Annotated in this window: 16 protein-coding genes and 2 riboswitches; of the genes, 10 read left to right on the top strand and 6 right to left on the bottom strand. The window is 74.1% G+C overall.

Going from position 1 to position 19,163, the window contains the following annotated elements:
* Positions 1 to 93 precede the first annotated feature (93 nt).
* Positions 94 to 606 (bottom strand): N-acetyltransferase, encoded by a 513-nt coding sequence (locus AB0L74_RS18705; protein WP_365652900.1) that lies wholly within the window; start codon positions 604 to 606, stop codon positions 94 to 96.
* A 498-nt stretch (positions 607 to 1,104) separates the two neighbouring features.
* Here AB0L74_RS18705 and AB0L74_RS18700 point away from each other — a divergent pair, with 498 nt between their 5' ends.
* Positions 1,105 to 2,427: a lipase family protein gene (locus AB0L74_RS18700; protein ID WP_365652897.1), complete on the top strand. Its 1,323-nt coding sequence runs from the start codon at positions 1,105 to 1,107 to the stop codon at positions 2,425 to 2,427.
* 394 nt (positions 2,428 to 2,821) lie between these two features.
* On the top strand, positions 2,822 to 4,309 hold the full coding sequence (locus AB0L74_RS18695; RefSeq protein ID WP_365653166.1) for an MFS transporter: 1,488 nt from the start codon (positions 2,822 to 2,824) through the stop codon (positions 4,307 to 4,309).
* 208 nt (positions 4,310 to 4,517) lie between these two features.
* Here AB0L74_RS18695 and AB0L74_RS18690 read toward each other — a convergent pair whose 3' ends face one another.
* Positions 4,518 to 5,504 carry a ferric reductase-like transmembrane domain-containing protein gene (locus AB0L74_RS18690; RefSeq protein ID WP_365652894.1) on the bottom strand — a complete coding sequence of 329 codons (987 nt, stop codon included), beginning with the start codon at positions 5,502 to 5,504 and terminating at the stop codon, positions 4,518 to 4,520.
* A 278-nt stretch (positions 5,505 to 5,782) separates the two neighbouring features.
* A riboswitch (cobalamin riboswitch) is annotated at positions 5,783 to 5,940 on the top strand.
* Between the two features lie 179 nt (positions 5,941 to 6,119).
* Between AB0L74_RS18690 and AB0L74_RS18685 the strand changes: the two genes are divergently transcribed.
* The 8 genes from AB0L74_RS18685 (at position 6,120) to AB0L74_RS18650 (ending at position 14,542) form a co-directional block, all read left to right on the top strand.
* Positions 6,120 to 7,061 (top strand): hypothetical protein, encoded by a 942-nt coding sequence (locus AB0L74_RS18685; RefSeq protein ID WP_365652891.1) that lies wholly within the window; start codon positions 6,120 to 6,122, stop codon positions 7,059 to 7,061.
* Positions 7,058 to 8,080, top strand: coding sequence for a cysteine synthase family protein (locus AB0L74_RS18680; protein WP_365652889.1), 1,023 nt, complete (start codon positions 7,058 to 7,060; stop codon positions 8,078 to 8,080). The genes AB0L74_RS18685 and AB0L74_RS18680 overlap by 4 nt, the downstream gene beginning before the upstream one ends.
* On the top strand, positions 8,077 to 9,330 hold the full coding sequence (locus AB0L74_RS18675) for an ATP-grasp domain-containing protein (RefSeq protein ID WP_365652886.1): 1,254 nt from the start codon (positions 8,077 to 8,079) through the stop codon (positions 9,328 to 9,330). The genes AB0L74_RS18680 and AB0L74_RS18675 overlap by 4 nt, the downstream gene beginning before the upstream one ends.
* A 31-nt stretch (positions 9,331 to 9,361) precedes the next feature.
* A complete protein-coding gene (locus tag AB0L74_RS18670) occupies positions 9,362 to 10,588 on the top strand; it encodes an MFS transporter (RefSeq protein WP_365652883.1) in 1,227 nt (408 codons plus the stop codon).
* Positions 10,557 to 11,306, top strand: a complete 750-nt coding sequence (locus AB0L74_RS18665) for a class I SAM-dependent methyltransferase (protein ID WP_365652879.1) — start codon at positions 10,557 to 10,559, stop codon at positions 11,304 to 11,306. Before AB0L74_RS18670 ends, AB0L74_RS18665 begins: the two co-directional genes overlap by 32 nt.
* Positions 11,307 to 11,359: 53 nt before the next feature.
* Positions 11,360 to 11,542: riboswitch (cobalamin riboswitch) on the top strand.
* A gap of 29 nt (positions 11,543 to 11,571) precedes the next feature.
* On the top strand, positions 11,572 to 12,615 hold the full coding sequence (locus AB0L74_RS18660; RefSeq protein ID WP_365652876.1) for an ABC transporter substrate-binding protein: 1,044 nt from the start codon (positions 11,572 to 11,574) through the stop codon (positions 12,613 to 12,615).
* Positions 12,616 to 12,674: 59 nt separating this feature from the next.
* On the top strand, positions 12,675 to 13,727 hold the full coding sequence (locus AB0L74_RS18655; RefSeq protein ID WP_365653163.1) for an iron ABC transporter permease: 1,053 nt from the start codon (positions 12,675 to 12,677) through the stop codon (positions 13,725 to 13,727).
* Complete coding sequence (locus AB0L74_RS18650; protein WP_365652873.1) at positions 13,724 to 14,542, top strand: ABC transporter ATP-binding protein; 819 nt, start codon at positions 13,724 to 13,726, stop codon at positions 14,540 to 14,542. Before AB0L74_RS18655 ends, AB0L74_RS18650 begins: the two co-directional genes overlap by 4 nt.
* Positions 14,543 to 14,635: 93 nt before the next feature.
* Here AB0L74_RS18650 and AB0L74_RS18645 read toward each other — a convergent pair whose 3' ends face one another.
* The 4 genes from AB0L74_RS18645 to crtI form a co-directional block, all read right to left on the bottom strand.
* Positions 14,636 to 15,124: an MSMEG_6728 family protein gene (locus AB0L74_RS18645; protein WP_365652870.1), complete on the bottom strand. Its 489-nt coding sequence runs from the start codon at positions 15,122 to 15,124 to the stop codon at positions 14,636 to 14,638.
* A 283-nt stretch (positions 15,125 to 15,407) separates the two neighbouring features.
* The gene (locus AB0L74_RS18640; RefSeq protein ID WP_365652867.1) at positions 15,408 to 16,445 is read right to left on the bottom strand and encodes a DUF5914 domain-containing protein; all 1,038 of its coding nucleotides are present in this window, start codon (positions 16,443 to 16,445) and stop codon (positions 15,408 to 15,410) included.
* Complete coding sequence (locus tag AB0L74_RS18635; protein ID WP_365652864.1) at positions 16,442 to 17,455, bottom strand: phytoene/squalene synthase family protein; 1,014 nt, start codon at positions 17,453 to 17,455, stop codon at positions 16,442 to 16,444. Before AB0L74_RS18635 ends, AB0L74_RS18640 begins: the two co-directional genes overlap by 4 nt.
* The gene (gene crtI, locus AB0L74_RS18630; protein ID WP_365652861.1) at positions 17,452 to 18,984 is read right to left on the bottom strand and encodes a phytoene desaturase family protein; all 1,533 of its coding nucleotides are present in this window, start codon (positions 18,982 to 18,984) and stop codon (positions 17,452 to 17,454) included. Before crtI ends, AB0L74_RS18635 begins: the two co-directional genes overlap by 4 nt.
* Between the last annotated feature and the right edge of the window lie 179 nt (positions 18,985 to 19,163).

Below are 19,163 nucleotides of genomic sequence, written 5' to 3'. Positions count from 1 at the left end.
GGTTACCCGCCGCGCGCGGACGGCGCGGCGGCGGGGGCGCCGGGGACGGTGACGGTCGCGGGGCGGCTTCCCCGCGGCGCCTTCAGCCGGGGCTCAGATCCCGAACGGCGCGGCGTAGCGCACGGTTCCGGCGGGCAGCGGATGACCGGCGTCGAGGGTGAGGGCCATCAAAGCCTCGTCCGGGACGTCGATGGTCAGGCCGATGCCGTGGGCGGAGGCGCGGGTGAAACCGAACCGCGGGTAGTACGCCGGGTGCCCCAGGACGACGACGTGGTGCTCGCCCCGGCTCCGGGCCGCGGCCAGCGCCGCGCGGATGGCGGCGGAACCGGCTCCGCGGTTCTGCCGTTCGGGCCGTACGGCACACGGCGCCAGGCACAGGGCCGGACTGTCGCCGATGTGGCAGCGGGTCAGCAGCGCGTGGCCGGCGAGCCGTCCGTCGCCGTCCGCGGCGACCAGGGACAGGCCGTCGATCCATGCGGCCGGGTCGGCGCGGAGCGCGTCCACGAGGTCGGCTTCCAGAGCCGTGGGGAAGGCCGCGAGGAGGATTTCGCGGATCGCGGGGATGTCGGCGCCGGTCTCGGCGCGGGTGATCCAGGTGTCGCCCATGGTGGAGGGAGGATCCGTTCTGCGTGGGTTCGTGTGGGTGCCCGCGGGCTCACGCTCCCGGCGGGGTGGGGCGGGACGAGGTCAGGCCACGGTCCGGGACGTGAGGGAGACCCGGGCGCTGGGCGCGATGGCCAGGGGCGCGGTCATCCACCCCACCTCCCTCGGTGACGTCTGCGGGCACACGAACGGGCTCCACTGTACCCGTTCGCCACGGGGGCCCGCGGTCCCGGTGCTCCGGGCGACGGGCCGGTCGCGGACCTCCGCACGGCGAGGGCGCCCGGCGCGCTTATTAGACATCATGTCAAGTTACCGAAACGTAACATGCCTGGTGCTACCGCTGGTAACACCTGTCTCGGTACGGTCCCGTCACCCACAGGAGCAGCGCGAGCACCGTCGGGCGACCGTGCCGTCTGGCGCCGGTACGCCTGCCCGAGACCGGGCCGCCTCTCCCCGGACCGCGGACGACCGGTCCGGCCCGCCCTCCCCAGGAGGTTCGCCATGCCCGCACGCAGACCCCTGCTCGCCGCGGCCGTGACCGCGGCTCTCGCCCTGGGCGCCCAGGCCGTGCCCGCCGCCGGCACCGCGGCGGCCGCCGAGGCGTCCCGCGGCGCCGCCGTCCCCGCCTTCTACACCCCGCCCGCCGACCTTCCCGAGGCCGACGGCGCGCTCATACGCAGTGAACCGCTGCGTCTCGCGCTGAGTCTGCCCAGCCTCGGCGGGCCGCTGCCCGGCCGGGCCACCCGCCTGATGTACAAGTCCACGGATGCCAACGGCGAACCCGTCGCCGTGACCGGCGCCTACATCGAGCCGACGGCGGCCTGGCGGGGCGGCGGACCGCGCCCGCTGGTCGCCGTCGCCCCCGGCACCATGGGCCAGGGCGACCAGTGCGCCGCGTCCCTGGGCCTGGAACACCCGCTGAGGATCGACGGCGACACCGTGTCGGTCGGGTACGAGGACCTGTCGGTCTACCGGCTGCTGGCCCGCGGCATCGCCGTCGTCGTCACCGACTACGTCGGCCTCGGCGCCACCGACCGGCTGCACACCTACGTCAACCGTGTCGACGGAGCCCACGCCGTGCTGGACGCCGTACGCGCCGCGCGCGCCCTCGACGCGGCGTCCGTCACGGCGGACTCCCCCGTAGGCCTGTTCGGATACAGCCAGGGCGGCGGCGCCACGGCCGCCGCCGCCGAGCTCCAGCCCTCCTACGCCCCGGAAGTCCGGCTCGCCGGCACCTACTCCGGAGCACCGCCCGCGGACCTGACCGAGGTCACCGGGGCGATCGACGGCAGTGACCTGGCGGGCGCCCTGGGCTGGTCGCTGAACGGCTTCCTCCAGACGGAGCCGTCCCTGCGGCCCCTCGCCGACCGGTACCTCAGCGACGCGGGCCGCGCGGCCCTGGCGGACCTGTCGACCCGGTGCGTCGGCGACGCGCTGTTCGCGTACGGCTCCTCCCGCAGCACGGCCTGGACCACCACGGGGCAGTCGGTCGGCGACGTCATCGCGGCCGAGCCCGCCCTTCAGGCGTTCCTCGGCAAGCAGCGCATCGGCACGCTGAAGCCCAGCGGCCCGGTCCGGGTGGCCACCGGCGTCAACGACGACCTGGTCCCGCACGCCCAGGCCCGGCGGATGGCCGTCGACTGGTGCCGGCTGGGCGGGAACGTCACCTACGCCCCGGTCGTCCTGCCCGACGTCGGACGGGGGCTGCTGAACCACTTCGGCCCGCTGCTGACCGACCAGGGCGACGCCCTCTCCTGGCTCACGGACCGGCTGTCGGGCAAGCCGGCCACCGCCAACTGCCGGACGCTGCCGCTGCTGCCGTAGGCCCCGCCTCCCGGATCGCCTCGGACCGGACTCGGGAAGGCGGCACACCCCCCGCGTCACGGGACCGGGCCCGGTCCGAGAACCGGCCGAGCCCGGTCGGGGAGCCGGCAGAGCCCGGTCCGGCCGCCGGGCCCCGCCGGTCCTCCGCGGTCTCCGCGCCACCCATGCCGCCGGCGCGGAGACCGCCGCCGCGTCCGCACCGCTGCCGGTCCGTGACATACCGGACACACCCGCGGTGTGTGCCGCGTGCGAACACGGGCAGCAGCCCTGGCATGCGACCCATGATCACCTGGGCGCAGAATTCGCATAGGCGAACAGAGTGCAGCAACAGAAAGGCGGCAGCGTGAGCGACGCGATGCCCGACGGACGGCCCGGTGCGCGCGGCCGGGCGAGGATGCCGAAGACGGTCGCCGACATGCCGCGGCAGGTCCGCGAGGAGCTGACACGCCGGCTCCACCGGAAGAAGGGGGCCTTCCGCGAAGAGGACGTCCAGGTCGTCGAACGGCCCCTGCTCAAACGCGCGGTCGGCGCCTCCGCGCTCGGCAACTGCATGGAGTGGTTCGACTTCGGCGTCTACAGCTATCTAGCCGCCACCATCGGCAAGGTCTTCTTCCCCGGCGCGTCTCCGGGCGCTCAGCTGATCTCCTCGTTCGCGACCTTCGCCGCGGCGTTCGTCGTCCGTCCGCTCGGCGGCCTGGTCTTCGGCCCCCTCGGGGACCGTGTCGGCCGGCAGAAGGTGCTCGCCGCCACCATGATCTTGATGGCGGTCGGCACCTTCTCCATCGGCCTGATCCCCAGCTACGCGAGCATCGGGATCGCGGCCCCCGCCCTGCTGCTGCTCGCCCGCATGGTCCAGGGCTTCTCGACCGGGGGCGAGTACGGCGGCGCCACCACGTTCGTCGCCGAGTACTCGCCGGACCGGCGGCGCGGCTTCCTCTCCAGCTGGCTCGACTTCGGCACCTTCGTCGGCTACGCGCTCGGTTCGGCGCTGGTCACCGTACTGAACCTGGCGCTCACGGACGCTGAGATGCTCTCCTGGGGCTGGCGCGTCCCGTTCCTGATCGCCGGCCCGCTCGGCCTGATCGGTCTGTACATGCGGCTGAAGCTGGAGGAATCCCCCGCCTTCCAGAAGCAGCTCGACGAACACGAGAAGAGCCTCGCCCAGGCTTCGGCGGGCAGCGAGTTCAAGACGATCATCCGCAGGCACTGGCGCCCGCTGCTGGTCTGCATGGGGCTGGTCCTGCTCTACAACGTCACCAACTACATGGTCACCGGCTTCCTGCCGACCTACCAGACGGAGAATGTGGGCCGCTCCACCAGCTTCGCCGACCTGCTGGTGCTGATCGGCATGGTGTGGATCGTCCTGCTGATCACCTTCCTCGGGCGGCTCAGCGACCGCATCGGGCGCCGCCCGCTCTACTCGGTCGGCGCCGCCGCGATGATCGTCCTCGCGGTGCCGGCCTTCCTGCTGCTGAAGGCGGACGGCACCTGGCAGCCCATCGCCGGCGTGCTGGTGCTGTCCACCCTGCTGGCCTGCTTCGCCGCGCCGAGCGCCGCCACACTGCCGGCGCTGTTCCCGACCGCCGTGCGGTACGCGGCCATGGGCATCGGCTTCAACTTCGCCGTCGCCGCCTTCGGCGGCACCACTCCGCTGGTCACCGAGGCCCTCGTGGACGCCACCGGCAACGACATGGTGCCGGCCTTCTATCTGATGGCGGCCGGGGTGGTCGGACTGATCACAGTGAGGTTCCTGCCCGAGAGCGCCCAGGTGCCCCTCAACGGCTCGCAGCCGATGGTCGGTTCCCGGCGGGAGCTGCGGGACCTGATCAGGACGTCCAAGGAGCTCTATCACTTCTCCAAGGAGCGCTCCACGACGCGGTGACGGGCGCGCCTGCCGGGAGCCGAGCAGCACCCCCGAAGGCCGGCGGAGCCGCGCCGACCGGTGACCGGTGCGAGCGGTCACCTCGGCGGGCGGCTGGTCCCCGAGTCGCCGCCGACGCGCCACCGGGTGCGGTGTCCGGCCCGCTTTCCCGGCCGGCCCCCGCCCGCGGGCCGTGCGCGCCCTGCCGTCACGGCCAGGCTGCCGCGGTTCAGTCGGGCTCGGGGGCGTGCGGGCTCGTCGAGGGCGGCTCGGCCGGGCGTTCCCGGCCGCCGTCACGGCCGGACGCCACCACGACGAGCAGACCCACCACGACGGCCACGGCGGCGGCCCGGCCGGCGGCCCGCACCGCCCAGCCCGGCAGCGACACGCCCTCCCCCCGCCTCGGCGCGCCCAGCCGCTCGGCCCGCCGGGCGGGCCGCAGCAGACGGAGCGACAGCAGGACGGCGACGGGCAGTTGCAGCAGCCACAGCACGGTGCGCGGCCACTCGCCGTACCAGACGTTGGTGCCGTAGAGCAGGGTGTGCCACACACTCAGCACGTACACGACGATCACGAAGCGGTGCAGCCGCCGCCAGGTGTTCGCCCCGATGCGGTGCCGGACGTAGAACAGCAGCCCGAGCGGAACCGCCAGATACAGAGCACCCTGCCCCAGCGGAATGGCGATGCGGCCGGTGCCCGAGTCGTACCAGCCGGGCACGAACGTGTCCGCGAAGCCCGCCCAGAGCCGCTCGGCCCACGCCAACCGGGCCTCATACCGTACGAGCTCGGCGGCGAACATCAACGCGTGCGCGAACATCAGAGCCATCGTCGTCAGGCTCGTGGTGCGGTGCCAGCGTTCCAGGACCTGCCGGGAGACCGTCGGCCGGGCCGGGCGCGGCCCCGACAGCAGCAGGCCGAGCATGACCGTGCCCCAGGCCCACAGCAGGCCCGACCAGCCGAACGCCTGGCTGAGCAGGTACATCCAGTAGGTGCCGGCGTCGTCCATGAACGGCATGACCGCGACCGTCGCCGAGTCACCCGACTCCACGCGCGCGTACAGGAACGCGAAGACGGCCGCGGTGACCAGGACCGCCGCGCTCGCGTCGGGCAGCGCGGCCCGCAGGTCGGCGCGCAGGACGCCGCGATCGGCCGGGCCCCGGTCACGGGCGGGCGGCGGGGTCGTGCCGTCGTCCTCGGGCGTCGTCTCTGGCAGCATCCTGTGCCTTCCGGGGCGCGGGACACCGACGGGCGGTGTGCGCGTGTGATGGGAGGAACCAGTGTGGCCGAAACCGCCGGGAATACGGAGGCCACATCCAGCCAGAGTGGCTGCTGGGAGTCGGCTGAGCCGCCCCGGGGTCCTGATGCCCGCACATGGACCGATCACATTCGGACAACCGGCGACGCACCCCCTGCCGCGGGAGTGCGAGCCACCCTACGCTGTGCGTGCAGTCGGTTCGTGCCTCCCGTCCGACCGGACTCCGGGCGGCGCGAGGCAAGGGGGAACCCGGTGGGAATCCGGGACTGTCCCGCAGCGGTGAGTGGGGACGAAAGCCGTCAACGGCACTGGGCCCGCATCCGGTGGGGGCCGGGAGGCGACGGCCGGCAAGCGCCCGCCGGTTCCCCGGTGGGCGAGCCCACGAGTCCGAAGACCTGCCACTGCGCCCGCACCTGACGTGCGGGCTGTGCACGGTGACCTCGAGGACTGGGTCGGCGGTACGGACGGCTCGTACGGCGTACGCTGCGCCGCGCCTCCTTCCCGGCCCTGACGCGGGGCTCGGAACCACGAGGAGGACGTGTCCGTGACCGCGCGAGTTCCCGTCATCCGTGCCGGATGCCGGCCGGCCCGCTCTTCGACGGACCGGACCGGACGGTGCTGACGCCCGCCGGGGCGGCCCGTGAGGTGCGGTGCCCGCCGGGCCGCACGGTGTCCGGCGTCTGCCACGGCACCCTGGGCGAGCTGTACCAGGGTCCGCTGCGGGCGGGTGCCGAGCCGGACATCGCCGTGGTGTCCTTTCCCGTGGACCGTCATTCCTGGGTGCACTTCACCCCGGGGACGGGTTCGCCGGACCCGCTGCCCCTCGGGGAGAAGTCCGCGACGGCGGCCCGGCTCTTCCTGGAGCACTTCGGGCTCACGCTGCCGCCGGGCCGCTGGAGCGCCTGCTCCGAACTGCGGGTGGGCGTGGGGATGGCGAGTTCGACCGCGGACATCGTGGCGACACTGCGCTGTCTGTTCCGGCTGTTCACCCTGCCGTACGACCCGGACGTGGTCCTCGGCGTCCTGGCGGCGATCGAGCGGGCCGACAGTGTCTTCCTCGACGAGTTCGCGCTCCACCTCAGCGGCCGGCACCGGGTGATACGGCGGCTGGGCACGGACATCGGTTTCCACACCGCGTACATCATCGAGCCCGGGACGGTGGACACCGCCGCCGTCACCGATCTGCTGCTGGAGCACTACCGGCGGTACGGGGAGGAGTACGAGCGCTGCCTGGCCGATCTGCTGAAGGGCTTCGCCTCGGGGGACCCGGCGGCCGTCGCCCGGGCGGCCACCGCCAGCGCCGCCCTGTCGCAGAGCGTGCTGCCCAAGGCGGCGTTCGACCGCATGCTCGCCCACCGCGAACGGTTCGGCGCGGACGGCGTCTTCGTCGCCCACACGGGCTGCCTGATCGGCTACCTCTTCCCCGGCCGCCTCGACGCCGGCCTCAAGTCGGACCTGTCCGCCTTCTTCCACTCGCTCGGCCACCAGTGTTCCTTCGCCCAAGGAGGCTACGGGTGATCCACCCCCACATCGCCGACGCCCTGAAGGTTCCCGATCTCGTCCGGCTCACCGACGGCCTCGTCCTGGTCCGGTTCGAGTCGATGAAGATCTACTCGGCGCTCGCCGCCGTCCGCCACCTCCTGGAGCGGGGCACGATCCGTCCGGGACAAACCCTGATCGACAGCTCCAGCGGCATCTACGCCTACGCCCTGGCGCTCGCCTGCCACCGCTACGGCATGCGCTGCCACATCGTCGCGTCCACCACCGTGGACACCACCACCCGTGCCCAGCTGGAGGTCCTCGGCGCCACCGTGGAACAGGTCAGACCCTCCGAAAACCTCAAGCTGGACCAGGAGTTACGGGTGCGGCGGGTGACGGAGCTCCTCGCCGACCACCCCCACTGGCACTGGATGCGCCAGTACCACGACGACGTCCACTACCTCGGCTACCACGAGGTCGCCGACCGGATCACGACCACGTTTCCCGCGACCGCGCTGACCGTCGTCGGAGGGGTGGGCTCCGGAGCGTCGACGGGCGGCATCGTGGAGCGCCTGCGCGCCACGGACCCCTCGGTGCGGCTGGTCGGCGTCCAGCCCTTCGGAAGCGTCACGTTCGGCAGCCAGGAGCACCACGACCCGGAAGCGATCATCGCCGGCATCGGGTCGTCCATCGCCTTCGACAACGTCCGCCACCACCTCTACGACGCCCTCCACTGGCTGGACTTCAGCCACGCCATGTCCGGCACGATCGCCCTCCTGCGCGACCACGCCGTCTTCGCCGGGCTCTCCACCGGCGCCGGATACCTGGCCGCGGCGTACGAAGCCCGCCGCCACCCCGACCGGCTGCACCTGGTGATCGGTGCCGACACCGGGCACCGCTACGTCGAGCGTGTCTTCGCCCGGCACACGGAAGCCCTGGACCCCGCCGCGTTGAAACCCGTCGAGGTCTCCGCACCCGAGGAGATGTCCATGCCCTGGTCCACGATGGCCTGGCGGCGTACCGCCCGCCCGGCGCACGGGAAGGGGCGAGCGGCATGAGCGTCGTCTGCCTGGAGTCACTCACCTTCGGCCTCGGACACCTGGTGCGCGCCGCCGACGCGCTCGGTGAGCGGCTGACCCTGCTCACGCGCGACCGCTCTTATTACACGTACGAGCTGGAGCGGCTGGGGGCCGGTGCCCTCGACCTCGTGGAGACCGACACCTTCGACGTGGAGCGGGTGGCGGAACTGCTGCGCCGGACTCCCGGACTGCGCGGCCTGATCAGCTCCACCGACACCTGGACGCTGGTCGGCGCGGAACTCACCGACCGTCTTGGCCTGCCCGGGCTCGATCCGGCCGTACTGCGGCTGACCCGGGACAAGGCGGCCGTACGCGGCCGCCTGCACCATGCCGGGCTGACGCGCGGACGGGCCGTGGAGGTCGCCGGCCCCGGCGCGCAGCTGCGGGGGTCGCTGCTCAAGGATGTCGGTCTGCCCGCCGTCCTCAAGGACACGGCGGGCACCGGCAGCCAGAATGTCTGGCTGGTGCGCGATGAGCCGGAGCTGGACGCGGCCCTGGACGAGGCGGCCGGGCGGGAGCTGAAGGGACGGCTGTTCGCGGAGCCGTACTTCAGCGGGCCGGTGTACAGCGCCGAGACCCTCAGCTGGGCGGGCCGGACGCGGCTGCTGGGCGTCTCCAGCCGGCTGATGTCACCGGAGCCGCGTTTCCGGGAGGAGATCACGGCGTTTCCCGTGGCTTTCCCCGAGACTCGGCGGGCGTCGCTGGAGCGGTGGCTCGGTGAGGTGCTGGCGGCTATCGGCTACACCGACCGCTTCGCGCACGTGGAGTTCGTACTGACCACCGGCGGCCCGGAGGTCGTGGAGGTCAATCCCCGGATCGGTGGTGCCCTGGTCGGCGAGGGCATGTGCCGGTCGCTCGGCGTCAACGTGTACGAGGCGATGATCGAGGCCGCGCTCGGCCGCCGCCCCCGCCTGATGGACATGGAGCTGCCCGGCGGTCCGGCCGTCGCCTTCGTCCTGGGCTACCCGGCCGAGCCCGGGGTGTTCACCGGCGTCGCCGGGCTGGACCGCCTGGCGGACATGCCGGGATCACCGGCCTGGTACCCGGTCAGGTCTGCCGGCGACGTCGTCGAGCACCTGGCCGACAGCCGTGGTTACGCGGGCATCGTCTACGCGGAGGCCGAGACCGCCGAACTGGCCACACACCACGCGGTGGCCGCCGCCAACGCCCTGACGGTGCTCACCGAGCCGCCGCACGGGGCCGCCGGCCGCGAGGCGTCCGGTGGGTGAACGCACGACAGGCAGGGAAGGCCCGCGGGCCGTGTTGTCCGCGCTCGACGGCCCGCTGCGTTTCCTGCTGCTCAGCTCGTTCCTGATCCCGCTCGGCAGCTTCATGGTCCTGCCGTTCATGTCGGTGTTCCTGCACGAACGGCTCGGAATGGGGCTCGGCACGGTGGGCGTCGTGCTGGCCGTGGCGTCCCTGGTGCAGTTCTCCGGGGGGATCGTGGGCGGTGCCCTGGCGGACCGGATCGGGTTGCGCCGCACGATGCTGTGGGCGCTGATCATCCGCACGGCCGGGTTCGCCGGCCTGCTGTCGGCCCTGCGCTGGCCGCCCCTGGCCGTCGGGGCGCTGGTCCTGACGTGCTGCGGCGCCGCGCTGTACCTGCCCGCCAACAAGGCGTACCTCGTGCACGGCGTGGACGACGAGCGCCGCCCGGCGTTCCTGTCGGCGGGCAACGCGGCCCTCAACGCGGGCATGGCGGTGGGGCCGCTGGTCGCCGGGCCGTTCGTGCTGTCCTCGCCCGGCTGGCTGTTCGTCGCCGTCACGGCGCTGTTCGTCCTGGTCACCGCGGGCCACGCGCGGCTCCCCCCGGCGGCCGGGCAGGAGCAGCCGGGCGGGCGGGCGGCCGAGCAGGGCCTGCTGGCCGGGGTGGCGGTCCTGCCGTTCGCGGCCAACGCGCTCGCCTTCCACCTCTACTTCCACTTCCAGCACTACCTGGCGGTGTACGCCGTCGAGCAGGCATCCAGCGCCTTCTACAGCCTGGTCCTGCTGCTCTGCTTCGCTCTGGTCATCGTCGTACAGCCCCTCGCGTCCGGCCTGATCCGGCGCATGTCCTACGCGAGCGCCCTCACGGCCGGCTTCGCCGGCCTGGCGGCCGGGATGGCCGTCCTGGCGATCGGCACCCGGCCGGCGCTGCTGGCGGGCGGGGCGCTGATCACCCTGGGCGACATCGTGCTCTTCCTCAAGAACGACCTGGAGGCGCTGCGCCGCAGCCCCCGTTCGGACGCCGTGGTCTTCGGCCAGCAACGGCTGGCCGCCGGGCTCGGCGCCTGCACCAGCGGAGTACTGGGCGGGCAGCTCTACGGCCTCGCCGAACACGCCGGGAGCACAGGCCGGTTCTGGCTGCTGGCCGCCGCACAGTGCCTGGTGCTGCCCCCTGTGCTGCTGGCACTGCGCGACCGCACGGTGAAACAGCCCCACCCGCACGAGGACGACGAAGGAGCACTGAGACCGCATGACACGGACGGGCGGGTTCCAGGACGATGACTTCTGGACCGAGTTCCACGACTTCCTCTTCTCCGAACAGCGCTACGCGCAGGCCGAGGAGCTGCTCGGCACCTCTCCCCTGCTGTCCTTCCCCGCCGGCGCCCGGGTGCTGGACCTGTGCTGCGGGCCCGGTGTGTTCACCGTGCCGCTCGCCCGCCGGGGCTACGCCGTCACCGGGGTGGACCTGAGCCCGGCCATGCTGGAGCGGGCCCGGAAGCGAGCGGCCGACGCCGGCGTCCGGGTCGCCCACGTGCGGGCCGACGCCCGGGAGTACGAGGCGCCGGGCGGATTCGATGTCGTCCTCAACATGTTCACCTCGTTCGGTTACTTCGAGGACCCCGCCGACAACGCCCGCGTGCTGCGCGCCATGCACACCTGCCTGACACCCGGCGGCACCCTCGTCCTGGACCTCGCCGGCAAGGAACTCCTGGCCCGCAAGGTCACCCCGCCGAAGGTGGTGCGGCGCGGCGACGACCTGATGGTGCAGACCGACAGCGTGCTGGACGACTGGGCGCGGCTGCGCAGCGACTGGGTACTGGTCCGCGGCGAGCGGGTCACGCGAGCCACCCTGGTGTGGTTCGTGTACAGCGCGGTGGAGCTGCGGCGGATGGCTCGGGAGGCGGGGTTCGGCCGGGTGGAGGTCTTCGGCGGTTTCGACGGCCGCCCGTACGACGAGAACGCCGAGCGGCTGGTGCTGCGGGCCGTCCGCGAGGAGTGAGGGCGGGCGGGAGCGCGCAGGCGGATTCGCACGCCCTTTTGACCTCGACTCCGCGGACCGTAGTATCACCAGGTCATCACCGCGACGGGAGACAGGAAGCCGGTGCGAATCCGGCACGGTCCCGCCACTGTGACCGGGGAGTGCACCCCTTCGGCATGCCACCGCGCACCGCGCGGGAAGGCAGGGGGAACGTCGATCCGGGAGTCAGGACACTGGCCTGTCGCGGGCCCGTTCCGAGGAGCGCGGACTCCCCAGGAGGCTCTACGTGTACGACGGCACGTCCCGTCCCCCGCTGTTCACCCCTGCCCACCGGCGCCACGCCCTGCGTGCCGTGGCGGCGGCCGTCGCCCTGTCGGCGGCCCTGCTCACCGCCGGCTGCGGTTCGCCGCAGGGCACCGCCCAGGGCGCCGAAACCACGGCCTCGCCGGCCGACGGCTTCCCCGTCACCGTCGACAACTGCGGCGTGAAGACGACGTACGACGAGCCGCCCTCCCGAGTCGTCACCATCCACCAGCACCCGGCGGAACTGATGCTCGCCCTCGGCCTGAAGGACCGTATGGCAGGCACCGCCTTCCCCGATTCCGCCGTCCTGCCCGGCCTGAGGGAGGACTACGAGTCGATTCCGGAACTGGCGAAGAGGGAACCGTCCTTCGAGACCGTCCTGGAGGCGGAGCCAGACCTCGTCTACGGCGGCTACGGCAGCGCCTTCGCCGAGAACGAGGGCCGTTCTCGCGAGGCGTTCGCCGACGCGGGCATCGACACCTATCTCAACCGCGAGTACTGCGGGAAGGAACGGGTGACGATGAAGGACACCTACGAAGAGATCCGCACCATCGGCCGGATCTTCGGCGTACCCGGCCGGGCGGACGAGCTGGTGTCCGACCTCCGCGACCGCGTCGGCCGGGCCACCACGGCTGTCGAGGGCGAACCCCGCCTTTCCGTCTTCGTGTACGACAGCGGGGACAAGACCGCCTTCACCGCGGGCGGCAAGAGCCTGGCCACCGAACTGATCCGCCTGGCCGGCGGCGAGAACGTCTTCGCCGACCTCGATGACGTCTTCGGCGACGTCTCCTGGGAACAGGTCGTCCAGCGCAAGCCGGAAGTCATCGCCATCTACGACTACGAGGGCGCCGGCAGCGTCGAGCGGAAGAAGAAGTTCCTGCTGTCCCAGCCGGCCCTCGCCGACGTGCCCGCCGTCCGGAACCAGCGGTTCGTCGTGCTGCCGTTGACCGCCACCCTGGTCGGCGTCCGGTCGGCCTACGCGGTCGAGGACCTGGCCCGCGGCCTGCACCCCGAGAGCTTCCGGTGACCGCCGCCGTCACCGGCACGGACACCGGACCGACCGCCCGGCAGGGGCGCCGCCAGGGGATACGGACGGGCCGGGCGGCACTCGCCACCACGCTCGTCCTCCTCACCGCCCTGCTCCTGCTCTCGGCCACAGCCGGCCTGACCATCGGCTCCGTACACGTGCCACCGGGCCAGGTGTGGGGCATCGTGACCCACGCGCTGGGCGCGGGCTGGGCCGAACCCGACTGGCCGCGGGCGCGGGAGACCATCGTCCTGGACGTACGAGCGCCGCGCGTCCTGCTCGGAGCGGTGACGGGCGCCGGACTCGCCGTCGTGGGCACCACACTCCAGGCCCTGCTCCGCAACCCGCTCGCCGAGCCCTACCTGCTCGGCGTCTCCTCCGGGGCGTCCCTCGGCGCCGTCGCGGTGATCGTCTTCGGGGTGACCGTGTTCGGGCCGGTGTCACTGCCGGTCGCCGCCTTCCTGGGTGCCCTGGGCGCTCTGCTCCTGGTGTACGCCACCGCCCGCACCGGCGGTCGCATCACCTCCGCGCGGCTCGTCCTGTCCGGCGTCGCCATCGCCGCGGTGCTCACCGCGCTGCTCGACCTGCTGCTGCTCACCACCGACCACGGCAACGAGGCCCGCGCGGTCCTCGCCTGGACCCTCGGCGGTCTCGGCGGCGTCAACTGGGGCACGCTGTGGCTGCCCAGCGCGGCCCTGCTGGCCGGCATCGGCGTCCTGATGGTCCAGGCCCGCAACCTGAACCTGCTGCTGGCGGGCGAGGAGGCCGCGACGACGATGGGGCTGGACGTGGGCCGCTTCCGCGCCCGTATGTTCGTCCTGCTCTCCCTCGTCACCGGGGTCCTCGTCGCGGCGGCCGGACCGATCGGCTTCGTCGGCCTCATGCTCCCGCACATCGTGCGCCTCGTCGTCGGCGGCGACCACCGCCGCGTCCTGCCGACGGCCGCGCTCGGCGGCGCGGTCTTCCTCGTCTGGGCCGACATCGCCGCACGCACCGTCGCCGCGCCCATGGAGATCCCCGTCGGGGTGCTGACGGCGCTGTGCGGCGGCCCGTTCTTCCTGTGGCTGATGCGCCGCGACGCCCGGCGGACCACCGACCGAGGAGGGGCATGACCGGCAGCGAACTCGTCGTCGACGGCGTCACCCTCACCGCCGGTGCGCGCCGCCTGGTGCGCGACGTCTCCCTGACCGCCCGACCCGGGGAGGTCATCGGCCTGGTCGGCCCCAACGGCAGCGGCAAGTCCACCCTCCTGCGCGCCGTCTACCGCGTCCTCCGTCCCCACGATGGGCAGGTCCGCGTCGACGGCAGGGACGCCTGGTCGCTGCCCGTACGGCGACTGGCCCGCACCGTGGCGGCGGTGGTCCAGGAGCCGGGCGCCGACGTCGACCTCACGGTCCGCGAGGTCGTCGCCATGGGCCGCACCCCGCACAAACGGCTGCTCGACGGTGACACCCCCGAGGACGCCGCGCTGATCGAGTCGGCGCTCGGGGCGGTGGACGCCACCGGCCTGGCCGACCGGTCCTTCGACCGGCTCTCCGGCGGTGAACGCCAACGCGTGCTCATCGCCCGCGCCCTCGCCCAGCAGCCGTCGCTCCTCGTCCTGGACGAGCCGACCAACCATCTCGACATCCGCCACCAGCTGGAAGTCCTCGGCACCCTGCGGCGACTGCCCGCCACCGTCCTGGTCGCCTTGCACGACCTCAACCTGGCCGCCTACTACTGCGACCGCCTCTACGTCCTGCGCGACGGCGGGGTCACCGCCTCGGGCCCGCCCGGAGAGGTCCTCACGCCCCGCCTGCTGGCCGAGGTGTACGGCGTCGCGAGCGAGGTCGCGGTCCATCCCCGCACCGGGGCGCCCCAGGTGACCTTCCTGCCCGGGGCCCGTCTTCCGGCCCACCCGGCCGAGGCAGGCCGCCCCGCGCCGTGAACGGTGCTGATCCGCGGGCGCGGGCGCCGGGGCGCACCGTCGTCCGCCGCAGTTCCGCGGGGTCCGGCCGCCCCCTCACCCACACCGGCAGGCTCACCGGTCTGCCGGTGTCTCCCCGCGCTCCCGGTCCGAGGCCGGCCATACGTAGGGCAGGTCGTCGGGGACGCCGGGGAAGAGCTCGGCGTAGGCGGCCGGGTCCTTGCGGACCAGCGCGGAGCGGTGGCTGCGGTGGAAGGCGTCGTCGCCGAGCCAGGGCGGCAGTTCCCCGGCCGCCGCGAGCGCGGGCTGCTCGCGCACCGGCGTGCCGGGACGCCAGGTCTCGAGCCCGGCGACGAGTGAGGCGGCACAGCTGTCCTGGTGACCGCGCTCCCGCCAGACCCGGCAGATTTCCAGGCCGTAGCGGACCAGCGCCTCCTCGTATCCGGCCCACATGCGCACCGCGGGGTGCCGGCGCCAGCCGTAGCCCGGCACGGTCAGCCCGCGCAGGATCTGGAGCGCCTCGACCCGCTGCTTGCCGAGTCGCCGGCGGTCCAGGACGAGCGCCGAGTCCCGGAAACCGGGGTGGGGCAGAAACGTCTGCATGATCGTCGTCCCTACGCGCCCGGGTCACTTCTTCCGCGGGGCGGGCGGCTTGTGGGCCGCCCGCTCGCCGGACGGTCCGCCGCGTGGCCCGCTCTGCGGTGCGCCGCGTTCGTTCCCGCCCCGCTGCCGTCCTTGCCGCTGTTCCTGGCCATCTCGCCGGTCTCCTCGCGCAGCGTGCGTGCGGTGCGTGAACGACGCCACCGTCCTCGTGCGAGTCTGGTGGCGGTCCCGCGCCGCGGCAACCGGGGCGCTGGTGCCGCCGCGCGGCGGGGCGGGCCGGTGGTCAGCCGGGGTGCCGGCCGAGGTCGCGCAGGTGACGGCGCCGTTCGGCGTAGGCGAGGTCGTCGCGCCAGAGCCGGGCGGCGGCGGTGCGCATCAGGGGGCGCAGGACCGGGGCCAGCCGGCGGGCGAGGGCGAAGCCGGGCCGGGCGGAGGTGGCGAGGACCGCTTCGACGACGGCCGTGCGGGGTCTGCCGTGGCCGTCCGGGTCCAGGGGCGTGGCGTGGGTCTCGACGACGGAGCCCGTTCCCTCTCCGCCGGTGATGCGCATGACCACGGTGCGGGGTTCCGGCGCGGTGAACTCCGCGCGCACGGGGACGACAAGCCGGCGGGTGAGCCGGAAGGACACGTCGACGACGAACCGGTCGTCCGCGTCGCCGGCGTCCGGCTCGCCGTCCCCGGGCTCGCGCACCACGGTGAGGTCGGCGAAGGAGTGCGGATGGTACCACGCGCCGTGCCACGGGTCGAGACGGTTGGCGATCACGTCCTCGGGTTCGCAGCGGCCCGCGCCCTCCCAGACGGAGGTGAGAGCGGCCGGCAGCGGAGGCCGGGGGCCCAGCACCGGGGCCGGGGTGGGCCGTTCCCGGCCGGCGGCGTCCAGCCGGACCCATACGAGCACGCCGTCGTCGTGGACCGGCAGGGGCTCCCAGCCGGCGAACGCGGTGCCGTCCAGAGCCAGCCCGTGCCAGTGGCAGACGAGGGTCCCGCAGCGCACGGGGCTGCCGGCCAGCGGAGCACCCAGGTGGGGGCAGGCGCCCGGACCGCCCACCAGGCGTCCGCGCGCGTCCCGCCAGAGGACCACTTCCACTCCCGCGACGGTCCGGCCCAGCGGGCGGCCGGGCCGGACGCCGGTGGCGGCGCCGACGACGTACCAGTTGCCCGAGGGACGGGCCAGCGCCCGTTTCAGGGCGCCGGTGATGACGGCGGGCCGTGCCTGCCGCCAGGTCGGGGCCTGCCGCTCCCAGGGGACGGGCCGCCGGCGCCACCGCAGCGGGGAGAGGCCCGCGCGCGGGCCGGGGCGGGGGTTCTGGCCGGGTGTCATCCGGCGGCCTCCTTCGTCTCGTCCGGCCCGGGCACCGGCCCGCCCGCCGGGACGGTGAGGGAGGGCGGGGGGTGTCCGGTGCGCAGGCGGGCGGCCAGGACCCGGGCGAGCCCGCCGGCCGCCACGGCTGCGCGGCGGCGGGCGGGCACCACCGCGCGCCGGTGCAGCACCGCGTACCCGCCCTCGGCGATGGCGTCGAGGATGTTCCGGTAGAGGACGTACGCGGCGCGGATGCACGGCCGCGCCACCGGGTCCAGCATCGCCAGGCCGGGCGCGGCCTCGCGGTAGGCCTCCCGGGTCAGGTGCTCGGCGGCTCTCAGGGCGGCGGTGATCCGCGGGTCGTGGGCGCCGGTGCGGCGGCTCCACCGCAGCAGGTCCCGGTCGACGCCGTGCGCGGCCAGCAGGTCCGCCGGGAGGTAGACACGGCCGCGGTCCAGGTCCTCGCCGACGTCCCGCAGGAAGTTGGTCAGCTGGAACGCGATCCCCAGGGCCGCGGCGTGCGGCGCCGCCTGGGCGCGGGGGGTGACGGTGCCGAGCACGGGCAGCATCTGGAGGCCGATCACGGCGGCGGAGCCGTGCATGTAGGCGCGCAGGTCGTCGTAGGTCGCGTACGCGGTCACCGTCAGGTCGCTGCGCATCGACGCCATGAAGTCGGTGAAGTGCGCCGGGTCGATGGCGTAGCGGGCGGCGGTGTCGGCCACGGCCCGCACCACGGGTTCGGTCGCGGGCGCGGCGCCCGCCAGTGCCTGCCGCAGCCGCTCCTCCAGCCGGGCCAGGGCGGCGGCGCGTTCGGCGCGGCCGGCCGCCGTGCCGAGGTCGTCGACGATGTCGTCCGCGAAGCGGGCGAAGCCGTACAGCGCGTGCACGGCCGGCCGGCGACCGGCGGGCAGCAGCCGGGTGGCGAGGAAGTAGGTGCGTCCGTGGCGGGCGTTGAGCCGGCGGCACCGGGCGTAGGCGGCGCGCAGCACGGGGTCGGTGATGCCGGCGGCGTTGAGTTCGCGCTGGGTCATCGGCGTCCGGCCTCCGCGGGGCGGCGGGAGCGGGAGGGGGGTCCGGTGACGCGGGCGGCGGCGAGCTTGCCGGAGATCAGGACGGTGGGGATGCCGACGCCCGGTGTGGTGCCGCAGCCGGCGAGGACCGCGTTGCGCAGGCCGCGCACCAGGTTGCGGGGGCGGAACGGGCCGGTCTGGGTGAGGGTGTGGGCCACCGAGAAGGGCGTTCCGGCGGCGTGGCCGTGCGCGGTCCAGTCGGCGGGTGTCACCAGGCACTCCTCCTCGATGGCGGCGGCGATGCCCGACAGGCCCCGGCGGTCGAGCGTGGCGAGGAGACGGTCGCGGTAGCGGGGGCCGAGGGCGTGCCAGGCCTCCGGGCCGGGCCCGATGTCGGTGTTGGGGCAGGGGGCCAGGACGTAGTGCAGGTGCCGGCCCGCGGGGGCGAGACCGGGGTCTGCGGCCGTGGGGCGGGTGATGAGCAGGGAGGGGTCGGTCATCAGGGTGCCGCTGCGGGTCAGCTCCTGGAACGTGCGTTGCCAGGCGGCGCCGAAGGAGAGCGTGTGGTGGGCGAGATGGGGCCAGGTGCGTGTGGTGCCGGCGTGCAGCACGACCGCCGAGGGCGCGTGCCGCAGCGGGAGCGGGCGGCGCGGCCGGCGGCCCAGCAGCCGGTGCGCCACGGGCAGGTCCGGGGTGAGGACGACGGCGTCGCAGGGGACGCGGTCGTGGGCCGTGACGACGGCCGTGATCCGGTCTCCGGACCGCTCCAGGCGTGTGACGGCCTGGCCGAAGCGCAGGTCGGCCCCGGCGTCGGCGGCAGCGGCGGCCATGGCACGCGGCAGGGCGTGCATGCCGCCGCGCGGGAAGTACACGCCCGCCACGGTGTCCATGTAGGAGATGACGGCGTAGGCGGCCAGCGCCCGGGCCGGTGCCACACCGGCGTACAGGGCCTGGAAGGAGAACACCCGCCTCAGGCGCTCGTCGGTCAGGAACCGCCCGATGCGCGCGTCGAGCCGGGCGAAGCCGCCGAGCGCGGCGAGCCGGGCCAGGTCGCGGGCCGGGCCGGGGGTGAGCAGATCCAGCGGCGAGTCGAAGTCGGCGTCGATGAAGCGGCGCATCTGCACGGCGTACAGCCGTGTCAGCCAGGCGCGCAGCCGGCGGTACCCGGCGGCCTCGCGAGGGCCGGCGAACCGTTCGACCTCCGCTTCCATGGCGGTGGCGTCCGTGTGCACGTCGAGGGTGCTGCCGTCGGCGAAGCAGGCTCGGTAGGCGGGGTGCAGCGGCACGAGGTCGACGCGGTCCCGCAGCCGTTCGCCGACGGCCGCGAACGCCTCGTCGGCCAGGTGGGGCATGGTCAGCACGGTGGGGCCCGTGTCGAGGAGGTATCCGCCGATCTCCCGGCGGCCCGCCCGGCCGCCCGGCAGCCCGTCCCGCTCCACGACCGTCACCCGCCGCCCGGCGCCCAGCAGGTGCAGGGCGGCCGACAGCCCGGCGAGCCCCGCCCCGACGACCACGACGTGGTCGGTGCGGCCGGGCATGGTCCGGGTCACCTCCGGCCCTTTCCCGTGGCCGGCGACCGGCGGTCCGGCACGGCGGCCGCTCCGCTGCCCGGCGCGGCCGGGCCGGGGCCGTTCCGGCGCGGCCGGGTCCGAGCGGCGGCGTACGGAACGGCGCCCCTCGGGCGGACGACGGGAGTGTGACGACAGACCCTGGGTCGCATCCCGGTTCC

Origin of the sequence: Streptomyces sp. NPDC052020 (assembly GCF_040680575.1) — a bacterium.
Classification (GTDB): Bacteria; Actinomycetota; Actinomycetes; order Streptomycetales; family Streptomycetaceae; genus Streptomyces.
Note: the sequence above shows the minus strand (reverse complement) of the source record. Positions and strands in the feature narration are given on the sequence as shown.